This is a genomic window from Porcipelethomonas sp. (genome assembly GCF_051893655.1).
Taxonomy (GTDB): domain Bacteria; phylum Bacillota; class Clostridia; order Oscillospirales; family Ruminococcaceae; genus Porcipelethomonas.
The window spans coordinates 1-15,242 of record NZ_JBJFHN010000130.1 but is presented as its reverse complement, the minus strand read 5'-3'; the positions used below and the strand labels follow the sequence as shown (position 1 = coordinate 15,242).

The window sequence follows — 15,242 nt, the reverse complement described above, 5'->3', positions numbered from 1 at the left end:
CTTTTTATTTTATTGTACGTTTTAATGCTTCCACAGCTCTGTCAGCATACGCTGCATATTTAGCCTTTTTATCCTTTATCCTCACCGGAAGCTCCGGCAGAATTCCCATATTGCAGCCCATAGGCTGAAATTCTCCGCTGCACCCTCCGCTGATATACCCGGTAAGCGCACCTGTCATAGTTTCCGGCGGAAGCAAAAGCGGTTTTTCATTATTCAAATGCCTTGCCATATTAATTCCTGCCATAATACCGCTGGCGGCAGATTCTATATACCCTTCAACGCCAGTTATCTGTCCGGCGAAGAATATATTATGATTGCTTTTTAATGCATATGACGGTTCTAGGAGCTTCGGACTGTTTATAAATGAATTTCTGTGCATAACCCCGTATCTTACAAATTCAGCATTTTCAAGTCCGGTAATCATTGAAAACACTCTTTTCTGTTCACCAAACTTAAGGTTTGTCTGAAATCCCACAAGGTTATACATAGTACCCTCAGCATTTTCCTTTCTCAGCTGAACCACTGCATAAGGACGTTTTCCTGTCCTCTTATCAGTAAGCCCCACAGGCTTTAAAGGCCCGTACCGCATTGTATCCTCTCCGCGTTTTGCCAGAACCTCTATAGGCATACATCCCTCATAAACCTTAAAATCACGCTTGTCGAAATCTTTCAGCGGAGCACTTTCAGCATTTATCAGTGCATTATAGAACCTGAGATATTCTTCCCTGTCCATAGGGCAGTTTATATAATCCGCATCTCCCCTGTCATAGCGGGACGCAAAAAACACCTTGTTCATATCCAGACTTTCAAATGTTACAATTGGGGCAGCAGCATCAAAGAAGCTCAGATAATCACCGCATATTTTTTTAATACTCTCAGCGAGTCCGCCGGCGGTAAGAGGTCCTGTCGCAATTATAACCGGACCCTCCGGAACTTCTTCCACTTCTTTATCAATTACTTCTATCAGAGGATTTGAACATATCTTTTCTGTTACCATATCAGAAAATTTTTCCCTGTCAACAGCAAGCGCACCGCCTGCCTCAACGGCATTTTCCTTTGCACACGGAACAATAAGCGAACCTAAAAGTTCCATTTCCTCTTTTAGAAGTCCGGCAGCCGAATCATGTCTTGATGCCTTCAGTGAATTGGAACATACAAGCTCAGCAAGCCCTTTATAATGATGTGCCGGAGTAAACTTATGCGGTTTCATTTCATATATGCAGGATTTGATTCCACGGTTTGCCAGCTGCCATGCTGCTTCACATCCGGCAAGTCCTCCGCCTATAATTTTAACCATCAGAGATTCCTTTCGTATCCGCAGTCAGGCTTTTCACAGATAAGCTTTCCGGACTTTCCGCCCTTCTTAAACAAACTGCTTCCGCATTTCGGGCATTTATCCTCAACAGGCACATTCCATGTCATAAAATTGCATTCCGGATAGTTATCGCATCCATAAAAGCTTCTGCCCTTTTTAGACTTTTTAAGCACCATTTTATGTCCGCACAAAGGACATGTTCCCTTTGTTTCCTGTACAATTTTTTTAGTATTTTTGCACTCCGGAAATCCGGGACAAGCAAGGAATTTGCCGAACCGTCCGATTTTTATAACCATTTTTCTTCCGCACTGATCACAGATAACATCTGTTTCTTCATCAGGTACTTTAACCCTTTTGCCTTCCATAGCCTTTTCTGCCTTGGTCAGCACCTTGTCGAAATCACTGTAAAAAACGTTCAGAGTATCCACCCAGTTAGTTTCTCCGCGTTCAACACTGTCAAGGTCATTTTCCATTTTAGCTGTAAATTTTGCATCTACAATATGCTTAAAATGTTCTTTCATCAAATCGGTGATAACCTCTCCCAGAGCCGTCGGCTTCAGCTGTTTTCCGTCCCTTTCAACATACATTCGGGAAATTATAGTTGTAATTGTCGGAGCATAGGTACTAGGTCTTCCTATACCGTTTTCTTCCATAGTCTTGATAAGGGAAGCTTCCGTAAATCTTGCAGGCGGCTGTGTGAAATGCTGATTCCCCAGAATTTCCTTAAGCTTGCAGACATCATCTTTCTGGATAGGCGGAAGCATTTTATTATTTTCTTCGTCGTTATCCTTTTTCTCTTCATATAACTTTGTAAAGCCGTCAAACTTCACTGAATATCCGGAGGCTTTAAAAGTACAGCCTTCGGCTTCAATGGTAACAGACGCCGTATCCAGCAGTGCATTTGCCATCTGGCTTGCAATAAATCTTTCCCATATAAGCTTGTAAAGTTTGAACTGATCTGAAGAAAGACTGGATTTTACTCTGTCAGGCGTAAGCTCCGGAATAGACGGACGTATTGCTTCATGGGCGTCCTGAGCATTTTTCTTTGTTTTAAAGATTCTCGGAGACGGCGGAAGATATTCTTTTCCGTATATTTCCTCAATACATTTTGCTGCTGCTGCTCTTGCCTCATCTGAAATTCTCAGGCTGTCAGTTCTCATATAGGTAATAAGACCTACAGCTCCCATACCCTCAATTTCAACACCTTCATAAAGCTCCTGTGCAGCTTTCATTGTTCTCTTTGCCTGAAAGCCCATACGCTTTGATGCTTCCTGCTGTAAAGTAGAAGTTATAAACGGAGGTGCCGGCTGCTTTTTGGTTACTCTCTTTTTAACGTCAGTTACTGTATAAACCGCATTTTCCAGTCTTTTTAAAATTTCGTCCGACTCTTCCTTATTTGCAATCTCAGCCTTTTTACCGTCCACTGCCGAAAGCTTTGCAGCAAATACTTTTCTGCTGGAAGGAGCTGTAAATTTAGCATCAATACTCCAGTATTCCTGAGGAACGAAATCTTTTATTTCTTTTTCTCTGTCCACAATCAGACGTACTGCAACTGACTGAACACGACCGGCAGAAAGTCCTCTCTTAACCTTTTTCCACAGAAAAGGACTGAGTTTATATCCTACCAGTCTGTCAAGAATACGTCTTGCCTGCTGGGCATTTACAAGGTCAATATCTATTTTATGAGGATTACTCATACCAGCCTGAACACCGCTTTTGGTAATTTCATTAAAAGCCACTCTGTTATTATCATTTAAATCCAGTCCGAGCATTTGTGCAATATGCCATGATATTGCCTCTCCTTCACGGTCCGGGTCAGTTGCAAGGTATATATGATCGCTTTTTTTTGCGTATTTTTTCAATTCTTTAATTACGTCTTCCTTGCCCTTCATATCAACATACTGGGGTTCAAAATTATTTTCTATATCAACCCCCATTTTTGATTTAGGCAAATCTCTTACATGTCCCATAGACGCAATTACTTCATAATCTCCGCCAAGATATTTCTTTATAGTCTTAGCCTTTGCCGGAGATTCCACTATAACCAGATCTGACATATCTGTTCCACTGTCTTTCCGCAACAAAAGCAGAAAAATCTCCTTTCTCAAATTTCTTTCTCAAAATGTTCACCTGACGATGCTTTACAGCAGTCTGTACTTATTATCCGGCTGAAGCTCGGCTGCTCCCATTATCTCAAGCTCTGTCAGCACTGCCAGAATCTGGAACGAATCAATTCCGGAAGCCTGAGCAATTTCATCCGAATGCATGCTGCATTCCTTAAGACATGTCACAACAAGCTGCTGTTCATCTGTCATTTCATCAAGAAGCTGTTCATAGACCATCTGATTTTCACAGGTGATACTTTCTTCTTTAAGACCGGAATCACGGCTTTTTGCTCTGGTTTTCTTTTCAGTTCTGCTGTCACGCTTTAAAATATCGTTTTCACCGTAAAGCTCCGGCCATTTCATTATGCTGTCATGATTTCTGAAATATTCAGACGTATAATATTCATAAAGGATATCCAGATGACTGAACACAGGTACAGCACCGTCACGAAGATATTTTATCACGCCTGAATACCTTTTGTCAAATATGTCTCCCGGAGGTATGCAGAAAACAGATCTCCCCTGTTCTGCAGCATGAGAAGCGGTTATTAATGCACCGCTTTTTTCATCCGCCTCTGTAACCAGTGTTCCAAAGCACATCCCGGAAATGATTCTGTTTCTGACGTGAAAACAATATCTGTCCGGATGAGTTCCGGGAAGATATTCTGTTATAACAATGCCACGGTGTGCTATTAATTTTTTAGCCTTTTCATTTTCTTTGGGATAATTTACATCCAGACCGCAGGCTAAAACAGCTGCCGTACATCCGTCCGCTTTAAGAACACCCTTATGAGCTGCCGAATCAAGTCCCAGTGCAAAACCGCTTACCACAGCAAATTCTCTTTTGGCAAGCTCCGAACAGATTCTTTCCGTAATTTCAGCACTGTATACTGAAGGTCTTCTTGTGCCGACACACGCAACTGCCGGACGGCTGTTGAAATTTTCAATATCACCCATACAAAACAGTACGGCAGGAGGATTGTAAATATTTCTAAGAAGAGGAGGATAATTGTCGTCTTCAAATGTTATAATCCTGTATCCTTTTTCCTCACAGTATTTTATAATACTGTCGCACTGTTCTATATGTGTAGTTCTGGCTACGGTTTTTTCCTTTGAATTCATAGAAGGATGATTACCCTCCCAAACTGCTTCATAAGCTTTTTTCACGTCCTGAAAAGGAGTTATCATTTCCCATATGCGTTCATTTCCTGGTCTGAAAGCCATTACAAACCAAAGCCAGTATTGCAGATTATTCAAATTTCATCAGCTCCCACATCATAATTCCGGTTGCCATCGCCGCATTAAGAGAATCTGTATTTCCACTCATTTTTATTGTAATTTTATATGTGCATTTTTCAGAAATTTCCGTTGGAAGTCCGTTTCCCTCATTTCCTATGAAAATTCCGCCGCCGTTATTAAAGTCCGTATTTTTTATATCCTGTGCCCTGCTGTCAACAACTGCCGCATATGTATCAATTTCCGCATTATTCATAGCAAGAAATATATCATCAACCGGAATATCATGAAAAACAGGTATTCTGAAAATAGAACCCATAGTCGAACGTATAACCTTTGGATTATATATATCACAGCTTTCAGAAAAAATAACTCCGTCAAGACCCAGTGCATCAGCGGTTCTTATAATCATTCCGGCATTTCCGGGATCCTGAAGCTGATATAAAACGGCATATCTTCCGTGTTTTTTCAAGTTTCCCAGTTCCTCAGACCGTTCTGTAAAACTACATTGTGCAAAAATCCCCTGAGTTTTATCCGTACCCGAAATCCGGTCACCCAGTTCATCTGAAATACATGTAAAATCTATTTCAGAGCAGTCAAATTCTTCAAGCTTTTCCCTGTTTTTTTCAAGGGCTGACTCTGTAATAAAAATTCTGCGGACCGGTGCATTGCTTTTCAAAGCATCAAAAACCAGTCTCACACCCTCAAGCGGGAACATTCTGTACTGCATACGGGTTTTTTTAGAAGTCATAAGTTTACCGAAAAGCTTAACTGAAGGATTATCTTTGGATGTTATCACTTTTCCGTCAAAGCATGACAAATTCATACATTATCTCCCATCAGCAAAAATTAAACGAAAACACGCTCTGATTATAAATAGAGCGTGTTTTTTACAAATTAAAGAGCAGCCTTAGCCTTCTCTACAATAGCTGTAAATCCAGCAGGATCGTTGATAGCGATTTCAGAAAGCATCTTGCGGTTAAGTGTAATACCAGCCTTCTTTACGCCGTTCATAAACTGTGAATAATTAATACCGTTGAGCTTGCAGGCAGCACTTATTCTTGTGATCCAGAGCTGTCTGAAATCTCTCTTCTTCTTTTTACGACCTGCATATGCATAATTGCCTGATTTCATTACGGCCTGTTTAGCCATCTTAAAATGCTTGCTCTTAGCGCCCCAGTAGCCCTTTGCAAGCTTGAGTGTTTTATTTCTTCTCTTGCGAGTCATCATTGCACCCTTAACACGTGCCATAGTCTATACCTCCGTTTTTACTTTTCCGATATTATTTGTAAGGAATTAATTTTTTTACTGTTGGAGCATTTGTCTCGCTTGCAACGCCTGCATTACGAGCAATTCTCTTTCTCTTTGTATCCTTCTGTGTAAGTCTATGTCTTTTGTTTGTGTGCTGATATTTAACCTTACCGTTTTTAGTCAGCTTAAAACGCTTTTTAGCGCCTGAATGTGTTTTAACCTTAACCTTTGACATAACCTGTTCCTCCTTTATTTAGCTGATGCCTTCGGTGACATGAACATAACAATACTGCGACCTTCCATTTTGGCTGGCTTGTCAACAACACCGGCCTCTGCACATGCTTCCTTGAATTTATCCAGCAGTTCCTCACCCAGCTGCGGATGTGCAATCGCACGCTTACGGAATCTCACGGAAACCTTTATTTTATCTCCGTTTTTCAGGAATTTCATTGCCTGATTGACCTTTGTATTAAAGTCATGAGTATCAATTGCGGAAAACATTCTGATTTCCTTGATTTCCACAACCTTCTGATTTTTTCTTGCTTCCTTTTCTTTCTTTGCCTGTTCAAAGCAATACTTGCCATAATCGAGTATACGGCATACAGGCGGCTTAGCCTGCGGAGCAATCTTAACCAGGTCAAGATCCTTTTCATAAGCCATTTTCTGAGCTTCTCTGGCGGAAATAACGCCGATTTTTGTTCCGTCAACGTCAATCAGTAAAACTTCCTTATCTCTGATTTCTTCGTTGATCTGCAGTTCCTGTTTGCTAATAGTCAGCACCTCCAAGCATTAGTCAGGGTAAAAATTGATTTTTATTTATACTAAAACAAAAATGAGTGCAGAAATACATCAGCACTCATTTAAACGCAAACCGATTTTAAACCGGTAAATCTCCATTTATTAACCATTCCGAATCTTTCATCTCATGGTGAGAACTGACAGTCTGCTTTGTTTTACTAATCAATTATACTCGTTTAAAATCAATTTGTCAAGCGTTTTTTTGATTGTTAACAATTTGTTCACAATCAGAACATTTCTTCAAGCTTACTCCTGATTCCCCTGAACATTTCCACGCATTTGAACTTCACTTTATAGTTTTCCGGGTTTTCCATTATATCAAGCTCTTCTTCTGAAAAATAAGACTGTGCTGTCTGCATATCCCCATCTGCCTCCTCAGCTGCGGGAATGCACAGCGGAGGGTACATAACGCACCACCAGTTATGCCCTTTTGCCTCCCCTATGGTTATGCGAAGTGCGTCATAAGTTCCGGCAGGCATAGTAATATCTCCGTATTCACGATTGTCAAATTCCATATTTACAAGCTGCGTTTTTGAATTATAATTATAGCCCTTTTCATGTATCACGTCAAGAACCATATCATTTATTTCATCAAGTTTTTCATTTGCCCTCTGCTTCATTTCATCAAGAGTTTCACATCCGCCGAAAAGTTCCTCAGAATTTTCAAGCAAACGGTCTCTCACACATATTTTCAGATTCTGGTCATATTCAGTATCTGAATTTGCAAGTATATGCAGCCTCAGTACCTCATGTTCAATATTATCAAGAGTATTTCCAAAACCTGCAAGATTTGAAAATAATATGCTTCCGATTAATCCTGTCAATAATATAACGTCCAACTTTTTCATGTCATTCACCTCATAAAGATGTTTGACATAAATTTCAGATATTATTCAGCTGTCTTAAAATCAGCCTTCATATTCATATTTCATTTCAAGCATAGCAATTCTTCCGGCTGATTTCAGAATAAGCAGTCCTGCTCCTGATACAACAATTAAAATTCCGGGAATCCAGAGGCGGTTATTTTCAGATGCTTTTTTTTCCTTGTCTTTACTCTCAAACTGCATTCTGTTTTCCTCTGCATAAATTTTTCCAAGTGCATCTTCATCTCCGGTTATAACAAAATTTTCCATAGGAACCAGCGTGTCTTCTCCTGCAAATCCCAGCGAATAACTGCCTATGTGCATTACTCCGTCGGGAAGAGTTATATTATAAAGACTTCCACATCTCAAAAACGCATAGGCTCCCAGCTCCACGAGCTTTTCAGGCAGATCAGCACCTGCAAGCATTTTACAGTCTGCAAAAGCATATTCGCCTATATTTGTAACCGAATCCGGAATATCTATTCCACGCAGATTCTCACAGCCGTAAAAACTGTAATCTCCCACAGTGGTGAGTCCTTCCGGCAGACTTACATTGTTAAGTACTGAACAGCTGTAAAAGGTACCCTCATCTATAACCTTTATGTCTCCGTAAATTTCTGCCGTTTCCAGAGAATCACATTCATAAAAGGCGTGATGCCCTATTTTTTCAACACTTTCAGGTATGATTATTTTTTTCAGAGATTCGCACTTATAAAATGCGTTTTCTCTTATTTCAGTAACTATTTTTCCGTCAATTTCACAGGGCAGTTCAAGAATTTCCGGACTGCCCTCAAAGCCTGTGATTATAGCTTCATCACCGCATAATATGTAATCCAGATAACCGCCGTATACATAAGCGTTCACGGACATCATACCGATCGGCAAAATGGCTGTTGCTGCTGCAGATGCAATAAATGCTTTCAATTTGTTCATAATTTATACCTCCGGATATTTTGTAATCATTCTGTAATATAATTGTAAGCTTCCGAAGGCAAATTGTAAATATAAAACAGCAGTTTTTCATCGTAAAATCCCGACAAGAACAGACGTTAAAGCACCGGTATCTTTAATATATCCATATTATATTATTATAATTGGTAATATTATAAAAAAGCAGTGCGCAAATATTATAAAAATGCTGCACTGCTGTATCTGAACAGGAAAAATACATTATGTATGATCGGATTTTCTGTTCTTTTTTGATATTTTATATTTTTCAGCAAACATAAGAAATGCTATACAGAAAAGTGTTGTGGCAATAAGTATTGCTATTCTCTGGCTTACAGCGTATGATATTGCCGAAACAACACAAAGGAAAACCGAGACTGCTAAACTTATTTTTCTGTTTCTGGCTTTTTGTTCATCATCCATAGGCTTTCCCGAATTTTCCATAGGGGCGTATTCAATAATTGCCCACATATAAATCAGCAGCAATATTATAAGATACATAAATGAAATTATACGCTGCATAATTTGGGAAATTATCATAACCGTCAGAAAAATCAAAGTAAAAATCGTATTGCATTTTAAATATGAGTCCGCATGATATCCGCCGCAGAACCGTCTGACCGGAACAAAAACAGCAAGGAATATTAAGGCATCAAAAAATCTATGCATAAAAGCTCCGATTATTCCGGCAATTACAAACCCTATTAATCCGGAAATGAAGACTTCATAACCATACTGATATATTTCCTTTTTTCTTTCCTCAATAATTTGTTTCCTGCATAAATATGATGCAAGTTTTTCACTTATGAAAGTTATCATTTTATCATCCGCCGTCCTTTGGCTATATCTTAACACATTTTCTATAGTCAATCCAGTAAATTTAATGTATAAATATTGTACAAATTGTAAACATTGAATAATTATCTTAAAAGGTTCATGAAAACTTTTCAGTCCGGTTGACTTGAACCCATATAAAGTGTTATAATAAAATGGTTAGTAAAGAAAGAGGGGAAATAATTGAAAACAAAACAAATATTTGCTGTGATATACGCAGCTGCCCTTGGGATAAGTCTTATAGGGTGCAGCGACAGCGGCAATTCGTCTTCTGAGATTAATAAAACTAATATCAGTGACAATACTGCTAAAGTTACATCTGATACTGTATCAGATGACAGTATTTCAGTGCCTGTGTCGGAAAGTACTTCTGCAAGCACAGAAACAATCCCCAGAATGACTCTTATTTCAATAGAAAAAGAGACAATAATTGTAACTAAAAGTGAAAAAATAAAAGCAATGGAATCAATGATAAGTGACCTTGGGCAGCGAAAAATCATGACACAGATAAATGATATTCGTGATGCAGACAGCGAAACAGCAGTAATCCCCGAAAGCGGAGGGGACGATGAAAGCACACATACCACCATAAACATGGACTTGGCGGAAAAATTTAACGAACACAGCCAAACAGAATGAACAAGGAGCGTAAATGAAAAAAATAACAGCATTAATTATGGTACTTGCAATTATGGCGGCAGTCGGATGCAGCAGTGACAGCAATTCATCTGTAAGTGATGAAAGTATTGATGCAGAAACTGTCGTAACACAGGCACAGGAAACAGTACCGGAAACCACTGAGGAAGCAACTGAGCCTGAAGCTTATGGGCTTGTCCTGAGTAACGACGTATATGGATACAGTCTGATTCTGCCTGACGGACTGAATTCACTGAACGGTGAAATAATAGATGATCCGGAAGTTATTTCCCAGACGGATTATATAATGATAAACAGCAGTACTTCAAAGGATAATTTAAATGTAGTGGTTGAAAGTGCAAAAACTCCGGAATCCTTTGACGGATATACAAAGGAATCCTACAAAGAGCAATGTGATGCACTGGGCGTATTCAAAAACTTTACCGTCAACACCTTTGAAAAAACAAAGGTTGACGGATTTGATGCATTTTACATAGAAACAAGTGCACAGAATCCTGACGGTGAAGATTTCAGTCAGATTCAGATAATAGTAAACCGATATGATGAAGCAGTACCTTACTGCTATACTTTTACATATACGGACTATAGCGGAACACTCAGAGATGAATACAGCAAATCAGCTGACAGCATCTCCATGACTGAACCTGAAAAATCTGCGTCTGCCGAAGATGAACATGCCGGCGAACCTTTTACATTTGAAATGTGCAAGGGACTGGAATTCAGTGCTCCTGACGGCTGGAAAATAACTGAGGGCGAGTCGGAAACTCCGCATGTGATTACAGGCGATCAAGCTATGTTCAGTCCGCCGGAGCTTGGAGATGTAAGCAACTTGATTGTTACTGTCTCAGAAAGTGCGGATAATAATGACGATTTCCTGACATATACTCAGGAAGACTTTGAAGCACTTCTGAGCGACTCATATCAGGGAATCAAAACGGTTTCCTTTAAAACGGTAAAGGTCGGAAATTATGACGCACATAAATTCATATGTGATATAAATGATGAAGACACCCAGGATCTGAATCTTCGTCAGACAATGCTGTTTATAAACTGTCCTGACAAAAATTCCGGCATATTGATATGCCTGACAGATTATAACCAGAAAAACAGCAAAATATCTGATACCCTTGAAACACTTATAAAATTTACATAAAATAAAAGAGGTCTGAAAAATGAAATTAGGAATGGTTGGTCTCCCTAACGTGGGAAAAAGTACTTTATTCAATGCACTTACAAACGCCGGAGCAGAATCGGCAAACTATCCTTTCTGCACCATTGAAAAAAACATCGGTATTGTATCCGTTCCGGATGAAAGACTGGACAAGCTTGCTGAAATGTATCATCCGGATAAATTCACTCCTGCAACCCTTGAATTTGTGGACATTGCCGGACTGGTAAAGGGTGCATCAAAAGGTGAAGGTCTTGGAAACAAATTTCTGGCAGATATCCGTGAGGTGGATGCAATTGTACATGTTGTACGCTGTTTTGAGGATATTGACATTATCCATGTAGACGGTGAAATCAATCCTGCAAGGGATATTGAAACAATTAATCTGGAACTTATTTTTTCTGATATTGAAATGGTTGAAAGAAGAATCGACAGAACAAAAAAACTTGCCAAGGGAGATAAGAAATATCTTGCCGAGGCTGAATTTCTTGAAAGGCTCAAAAGTCATCTTGAAGCCGGAAAATCAGCCAGAGCGTTCGATTATACAGAAGACGAAAAGGAAATTATTAAATCCACTCCCCTTCTTTCCGGAAAGCCTGTTATTTATGCTGCCAATCTGTGTGAAGATGATTTTATAAATAATATTGATACAAATCCACATTATAATACAGTTAAAAAGATAGCAGCTGAAGAACATGCAGCTGTACTTCCTATATGCGCACAAATGGAAGCGGAAATTTCAGATATGAGTCCTGAAGACAAGGAAATGTTTCTGGGCGAACTGGGTCTGAAAGAATCGGGACTTAACAGAATTATCAAAGAGGGATATTCTCTGCTGGGTCTTATTTCCTATCTTACAGCCGGACAGCCGGAAGTCAGAGCATGGACTATAAAAAAAGGCACCAAAGCTCCTCAGGCTGCCGGAAAAATCCATACTGATTTTGAAAAAGGATTTATCAGAGCAGAAGTAATAAGCTTTGAAGACCTTATGGCATGCGGTACTATGGCAGCTGCAAAGGAAAAAGGACTTGTCCGTCTGGAAGGCAAGGATTATATAATGCAGGACGGCGATATAGTACTTTTCAGATTTAATGTCTAAAAGACAAGCACAAAATCCCGGCGGTTTCAATGAACTGCCGGGATTTTTTATAAAATTATTCTTCTGCCTTTTTAGACTGAGCCGTATCATCTCCGCCTTCTTCAGCGGCTGAGGACTCATCGTCTGCTTTGCTCCCGGACTTGCTTTCCGTATCAGAATCTGAGCCGTCTCCGGAAGAATCTTTGGAACTTTCAAGCGGAGAAGTTACAATAAATCCGTCAATATTATTTCCGGATACTGTATAATCCTTGTCGGACGGTACGGCAAGCATAGTTGATGAAGAGCCTTCATCCTTAGGATAGTAATAAATCTCATATTTTTTTCCGTCAAAATTCTCAAACTCAAGATGAGTCTCATTATAATTATAAGATGTCAGCTGTTGAATATATTCCTCAAGGCAAAGATTGTTTTCCTTCATATAGTATGCATGAGGTGCTCCCACATATCTGAAATGCCACGGACGGTAATCAAGACCTGTCTGTTCAGTTTTATCCTCCGGAAAACGCACTATAAAGCCATATTTATAGCAGTTTTCAGCAAACCATTTAAAATCACCTGTTCCGTCAAAATCCAGACTGTTTCCATCTTCATCAACTACATTCAGATCGACGGAATATCCTGTATGATAATCGCTGAATCCAGGTTCAGCAACAATTTCCTTATCATCAGACGCATCATATATTTCCTGCTGATACTTAACAGAACGATACCCGCTGTCAACCTGTATATCACTGTGTCCTGTTTCATCGTGAAAAGCTTTCAGCATTGTATCCAGTGCTTCCGCAGCTTCTTTTCTTACCTTTACGTCCTTATCCAGAACTGTATAGCAATCCGATTTTTTTTCTTCTCTGACATCATAAACGCTTACCAGATCATCTTCATTGCCTTTGTATTCAAACATATTGTTTACCAGAATTAATGACCCAAGATTAATATTTTCATTATCAGTAAACTCTGTAACATAAATTGCCGCATCATCAGGTTTACTTTTATCAGAAGTTGATATAACGGAATCATTATTGCTTTTACGTTCCAGTCCCCTGAAATCCTTTGTAATTGATTTTACGCCGAACACAGCAGCACCCACAAGAATCACTGCCAGACCGATATCAATCAGACGCTTTAAAATGTAAATATTTTTTCCTTCCTGTTTTGTTACTCCCATAAAACCAGTGCCTCTCTTTAGTAATAAAAGCTTATGAAGTTATTATAGCATATTTCGATTCAAAAATAAATACCTTTTTGTCACTTTTCAGCAATCCGTCACATTTTTTCCGATAGAAAAGTTTAAAAAAATGCAATTTATATGAAAATGATATTGAAAACGACATAAAATAGTGGTATAATTAAAAAAAAATCCGGAGGGGTAATTATGAATACAGAAAATGGTAAAAATCGTGTAACAGGCTTTTTTAATGAATTCAAGAAATTCATATCAAGAGGAAATGTACTTGATATGGCTGTCGGTGTCATCGTCGGCGGAGCTTTCACAGCCATCGTCAATTCGCTTGTAGATGACATGCTGATGCCAGTCATCGGAATGGTTCTGGCGGGTATCAATTTCAAGGATCTTGGCATTACTATTCCATGGGGAAACGAACCCTACATAAACATAGGTAATTTTCTTCAGGCTGTTATAACATTTCTGCTGACAGCATTCTGCGTATTTATAATAGTAAAGATTATAAATTCATTCCACAAAAAGTCCGAAGCTCCCAAAGAAGATCCAAAGCCTACAAAAGAAGAAGAGTTGCTTACGGAGATCAGGGATCTTTTAAAACAGCAAAATGGTATTACAGATAGCAAAGCCGAATCTGAAGAAAAAACCGAATCATAAAAATTTAACCGGACTGTCAAATCAGTCCGGTTTTAATTTTAAATCAAGTATTATATGATTCTGCAAGTTTTCTTGCAATAGCTGCGGCATCTCTTACATTTACAACTCCATCGCCATTGAAGTCAGCACATAATGGCAGTTCTGATGAAAGTCCCTTTGCAAGCTTTGATGCAATAAAGGCAGCATCCCTGACGTTCAATTTGCCGTCTTCATTAGCATCGCCCTGAACAGGTTCAGACTCCGTTGTAGTTGTTTCAGTAGTAACTGCTGTAGTTACCGTTGTTGCTGTAGTATCAGAAGTTTTAGTTTCTTTCGTTGTAACATCAGTTGAACTATCATTTGTTGCTGTTGTTTCTGCTTTGGTTTCTTCCAATGTTACGGTTGTCACTGCTGTTGCAGATATTGCTGTATCAGATGTTTTGGCTTCTTCTGATGTATCACTTGTTGCCTTTGTTGTTACAGTTGTCACTGCTGTTGTTTCTGTAGTTGTCACAGCTGTTGTAACCGCCGGGGTAGTTACGACTGGTTTTTCACCTGATGAAACAAATTCTCTTTCATATTTTTCTGCATAAGCCTGAGCAGTTGAATTTTCATAGCCATAGATTGTTCCGTTAAAATAATAATCATAATTCTCATCATCATAGCCATTACAGATTGTACATTCATTGTCATAAATTTCACATACCGGATTTTCTATTGTTATGCTTGTAAGGCTTGTACAGTATGCAAATGCAAAATATCCTATACTCGTAACACTATCTGGAATCGTTATGCTTTTAAGGCTTGTACATTCATAAAATGCATCATCACCTATACTCGTCACGCTTTCTGGAATTGTTATGCTTTCAAGGCTTGTACAGTCTGCAAATGCCCAATCTCCTATACTCGTCACGCTTTCTGGAATTGTTACGCTTTTAAGGCTTGTACAGCCGCCAAATGCTTCATATCCTATACTCGTAGCACTATCTGGAATTGTTATGCTTTCAAGGCTTGTACAACCGTAAAATGCCTTATTTCCTATAATTTTCACGCTGTCGGGAATTATGACATCTCCGCTGCATATTGTTCCGTCAATCAGTATGCTGTTAACTATAACCAGAGGATTATCCTTCTGCTTTGCTTCAAGCCATG

General features: G+C 39.1%; 16 protein-coding genes. 4 read left to right on the top strand and 12 right to left on the bottom strand.

Features of this window, described 5'->3' with window-relative positions; genetic code table 11:
* Positions 1-4 precede the first annotated feature (4 nt).
* The 10 genes from trmFO to ACI4WO_RS07830 all read right to left on the bottom strand — a co-directional run bounded on the left by trmFO (position 5) and on the right by ACI4WO_RS07830 (position 9,335).
* On the bottom strand, positions 5-1,297 hold the full coding sequence (trmFO, locus tag ACI4WO_RS07875; RefSeq protein ID WP_439807008.1) for a methylenetetrahydrofolate--tRNA-(uracil(54)-C(5))-methyltransferase (FADH(2)-oxidizing) TrmFO: 1,293 nt from the start codon (positions 1,295-1,297) through the stop codon (positions 5-7).
* Positions 1,297-3,372 (bottom strand): type I DNA topoisomerase, encoded by a 2,076-nt coding sequence (gene topA / locus ACI4WO_RS07870; RefSeq protein ID WP_439807007.1) that lies wholly within the window; start codon positions 3,370-3,372, stop codon positions 1,297-1,299. The genes trmFO and topA overlap by 1 nt, the downstream gene beginning before the upstream one ends.
* An 84-nt stretch (positions 3,373-3,456) precedes the next feature.
* Entirely contained in the window at positions 3,457-4,677 is a 1,221-nt protein-coding gene (dprA, locus tag ACI4WO_RS07865; RefSeq protein WP_439807006.1) for a DNA-processing protein DprA, read from the bottom strand.
* Positions 4,670-5,482, bottom strand: a complete 813-nt coding sequence (locus tag ACI4WO_RS07860; protein WP_439807005.1) for a TrmH family RNA methyltransferase — start codon at positions 5,480-5,482, stop codon at positions 4,670-4,672. Before ACI4WO_RS07860 ends, dprA begins: the two co-directional genes overlap by 8 nt.
* Positions 5,483-5,553: 71 nt before the next feature.
* A complete protein-coding gene (rplT, locus tag ACI4WO_RS07855) occupies positions 5,554-5,907 on the bottom strand; it encodes a 50S ribosomal protein L20 (RefSeq protein ID WP_439807004.1) in 354 nt (117 codons plus the stop codon).
* Positions 5,908-5,938: 31 nt separating this feature from the next.
* Positions 5,939-6,142 (bottom strand): 50S ribosomal protein L35, encoded by a 204-nt coding sequence (gene rpmI / locus ACI4WO_RS07850; protein WP_177498537.1) that lies wholly within the window; start codon positions 6,140-6,142, stop codon positions 5,939-5,941.
* 14 nt (positions 6,143-6,156) lie between these two features.
* Positions 6,157-6,684, bottom strand: coding sequence for a translation initiation factor IF-3 (gene infC / locus ACI4WO_RS07845; RefSeq protein WP_439807064.1), 528 nt, complete (start codon positions 6,682-6,684; stop codon positions 6,157-6,159).
* 248 nt (positions 6,685-6,932) lie between these two features.
* Positions 6,933-7,553 (bottom strand): stage II sporulation protein R, encoded by a 621-nt coding sequence (spoIIR, locus tag ACI4WO_RS07840; RefSeq protein ID WP_439807003.1) that lies wholly within the window; start codon positions 7,551-7,553, stop codon positions 6,933-6,935.
* Positions 7,554-7,613: 60 nt separating this feature from the next.
* Positions 7,614-8,501 (bottom strand): leucine-rich repeat domain-containing protein, encoded by an 888-nt coding sequence (locus ACI4WO_RS07835; protein ID WP_439807002.1) that lies wholly within the window; start codon positions 8,499-8,501, stop codon positions 7,614-7,616.
* Between the two features lie 237 nt (positions 8,502-8,738).
* On the bottom strand, positions 8,739-9,335 hold the full coding sequence (locus tag ACI4WO_RS07830) for an accessory gene regulator ArgB-like protein (protein ID WP_439807001.1): 597 nt from the start codon (positions 9,333-9,335) through the stop codon (positions 8,739-8,741).
* Between the two features lie 198 nt (positions 9,336-9,533).
* On the opposite strand from ACI4WO_RS07830, the gene ACI4WO_RS07825 reads away from it, so the two are divergent.
* From ACI4WO_RS07825 to ychF, 3 genes are read left to right on the top strand one after another with little or no spacing between them, the layout of a single operon-like run.
* Complete coding sequence (locus ACI4WO_RS07825; protein ID WP_439807000.1) at positions 9,534-9,989, top strand: hypothetical protein; 456 nt, start codon at positions 9,534-9,536, stop codon at positions 9,987-9,989.
* A 13-nt stretch (positions 9,990-10,002) separates the two neighbouring features.
* Positions 10,003-11,160 carry a hypothetical protein gene (locus tag ACI4WO_RS07820; protein WP_439806999.1) on the top strand — a complete coding sequence of 386 codons (1,158 nt, stop codon included), beginning with the start codon at positions 10,003-10,005 and terminating at the stop codon, positions 11,158-11,160.
* 19 nt (positions 11,161-11,179) lie between these two features.
* Complete coding sequence (gene ychF / locus ACI4WO_RS07815) at positions 11,180-12,274, top strand: redox-regulated ATPase YchF (RefSeq protein ID WP_439806998.1); 1,095 nt, start codon at positions 11,180-11,182, stop codon at positions 12,272-12,274.
* Positions 12,275-12,329: 55 nt separating this feature from the next.
* On the opposite strand, the gene ACI4WO_RS07810 is transcribed toward ychF, so the two are convergent.
* A complete protein-coding gene (locus ACI4WO_RS07810; protein ID WP_439806997.1) occupies positions 12,330-13,439 on the bottom strand; it encodes a M15 family metallopeptidase in 1,110 nt (369 codons plus the stop codon).
* Between the two features lie 207 nt (positions 13,440-13,646).
* On the opposite strand from ACI4WO_RS07810, the gene mscL reads away from it, so the two are divergent.
* The gene (gene mscL, locus ACI4WO_RS07805) at positions 13,647-14,111 is read left to right on the top strand and encodes a large-conductance mechanosensitive channel protein MscL (protein ID WP_439806996.1); all 465 of its coding nucleotides are present in this window, start codon (positions 13,647-13,649) and stop codon (positions 14,109-14,111) included.
* Between the two features lie 43 nt (positions 14,112-14,154).
* Here the strand turns inward: mscL and ACI4WO_RS07800 are convergent.
* Positions 14,155-15,242, bottom strand: a 1,088-nt coding sequence (locus ACI4WO_RS07800; protein WP_439806995.1) for a leucine-rich repeat protein, incomplete at its 5' end; no start/stop codon positions are given.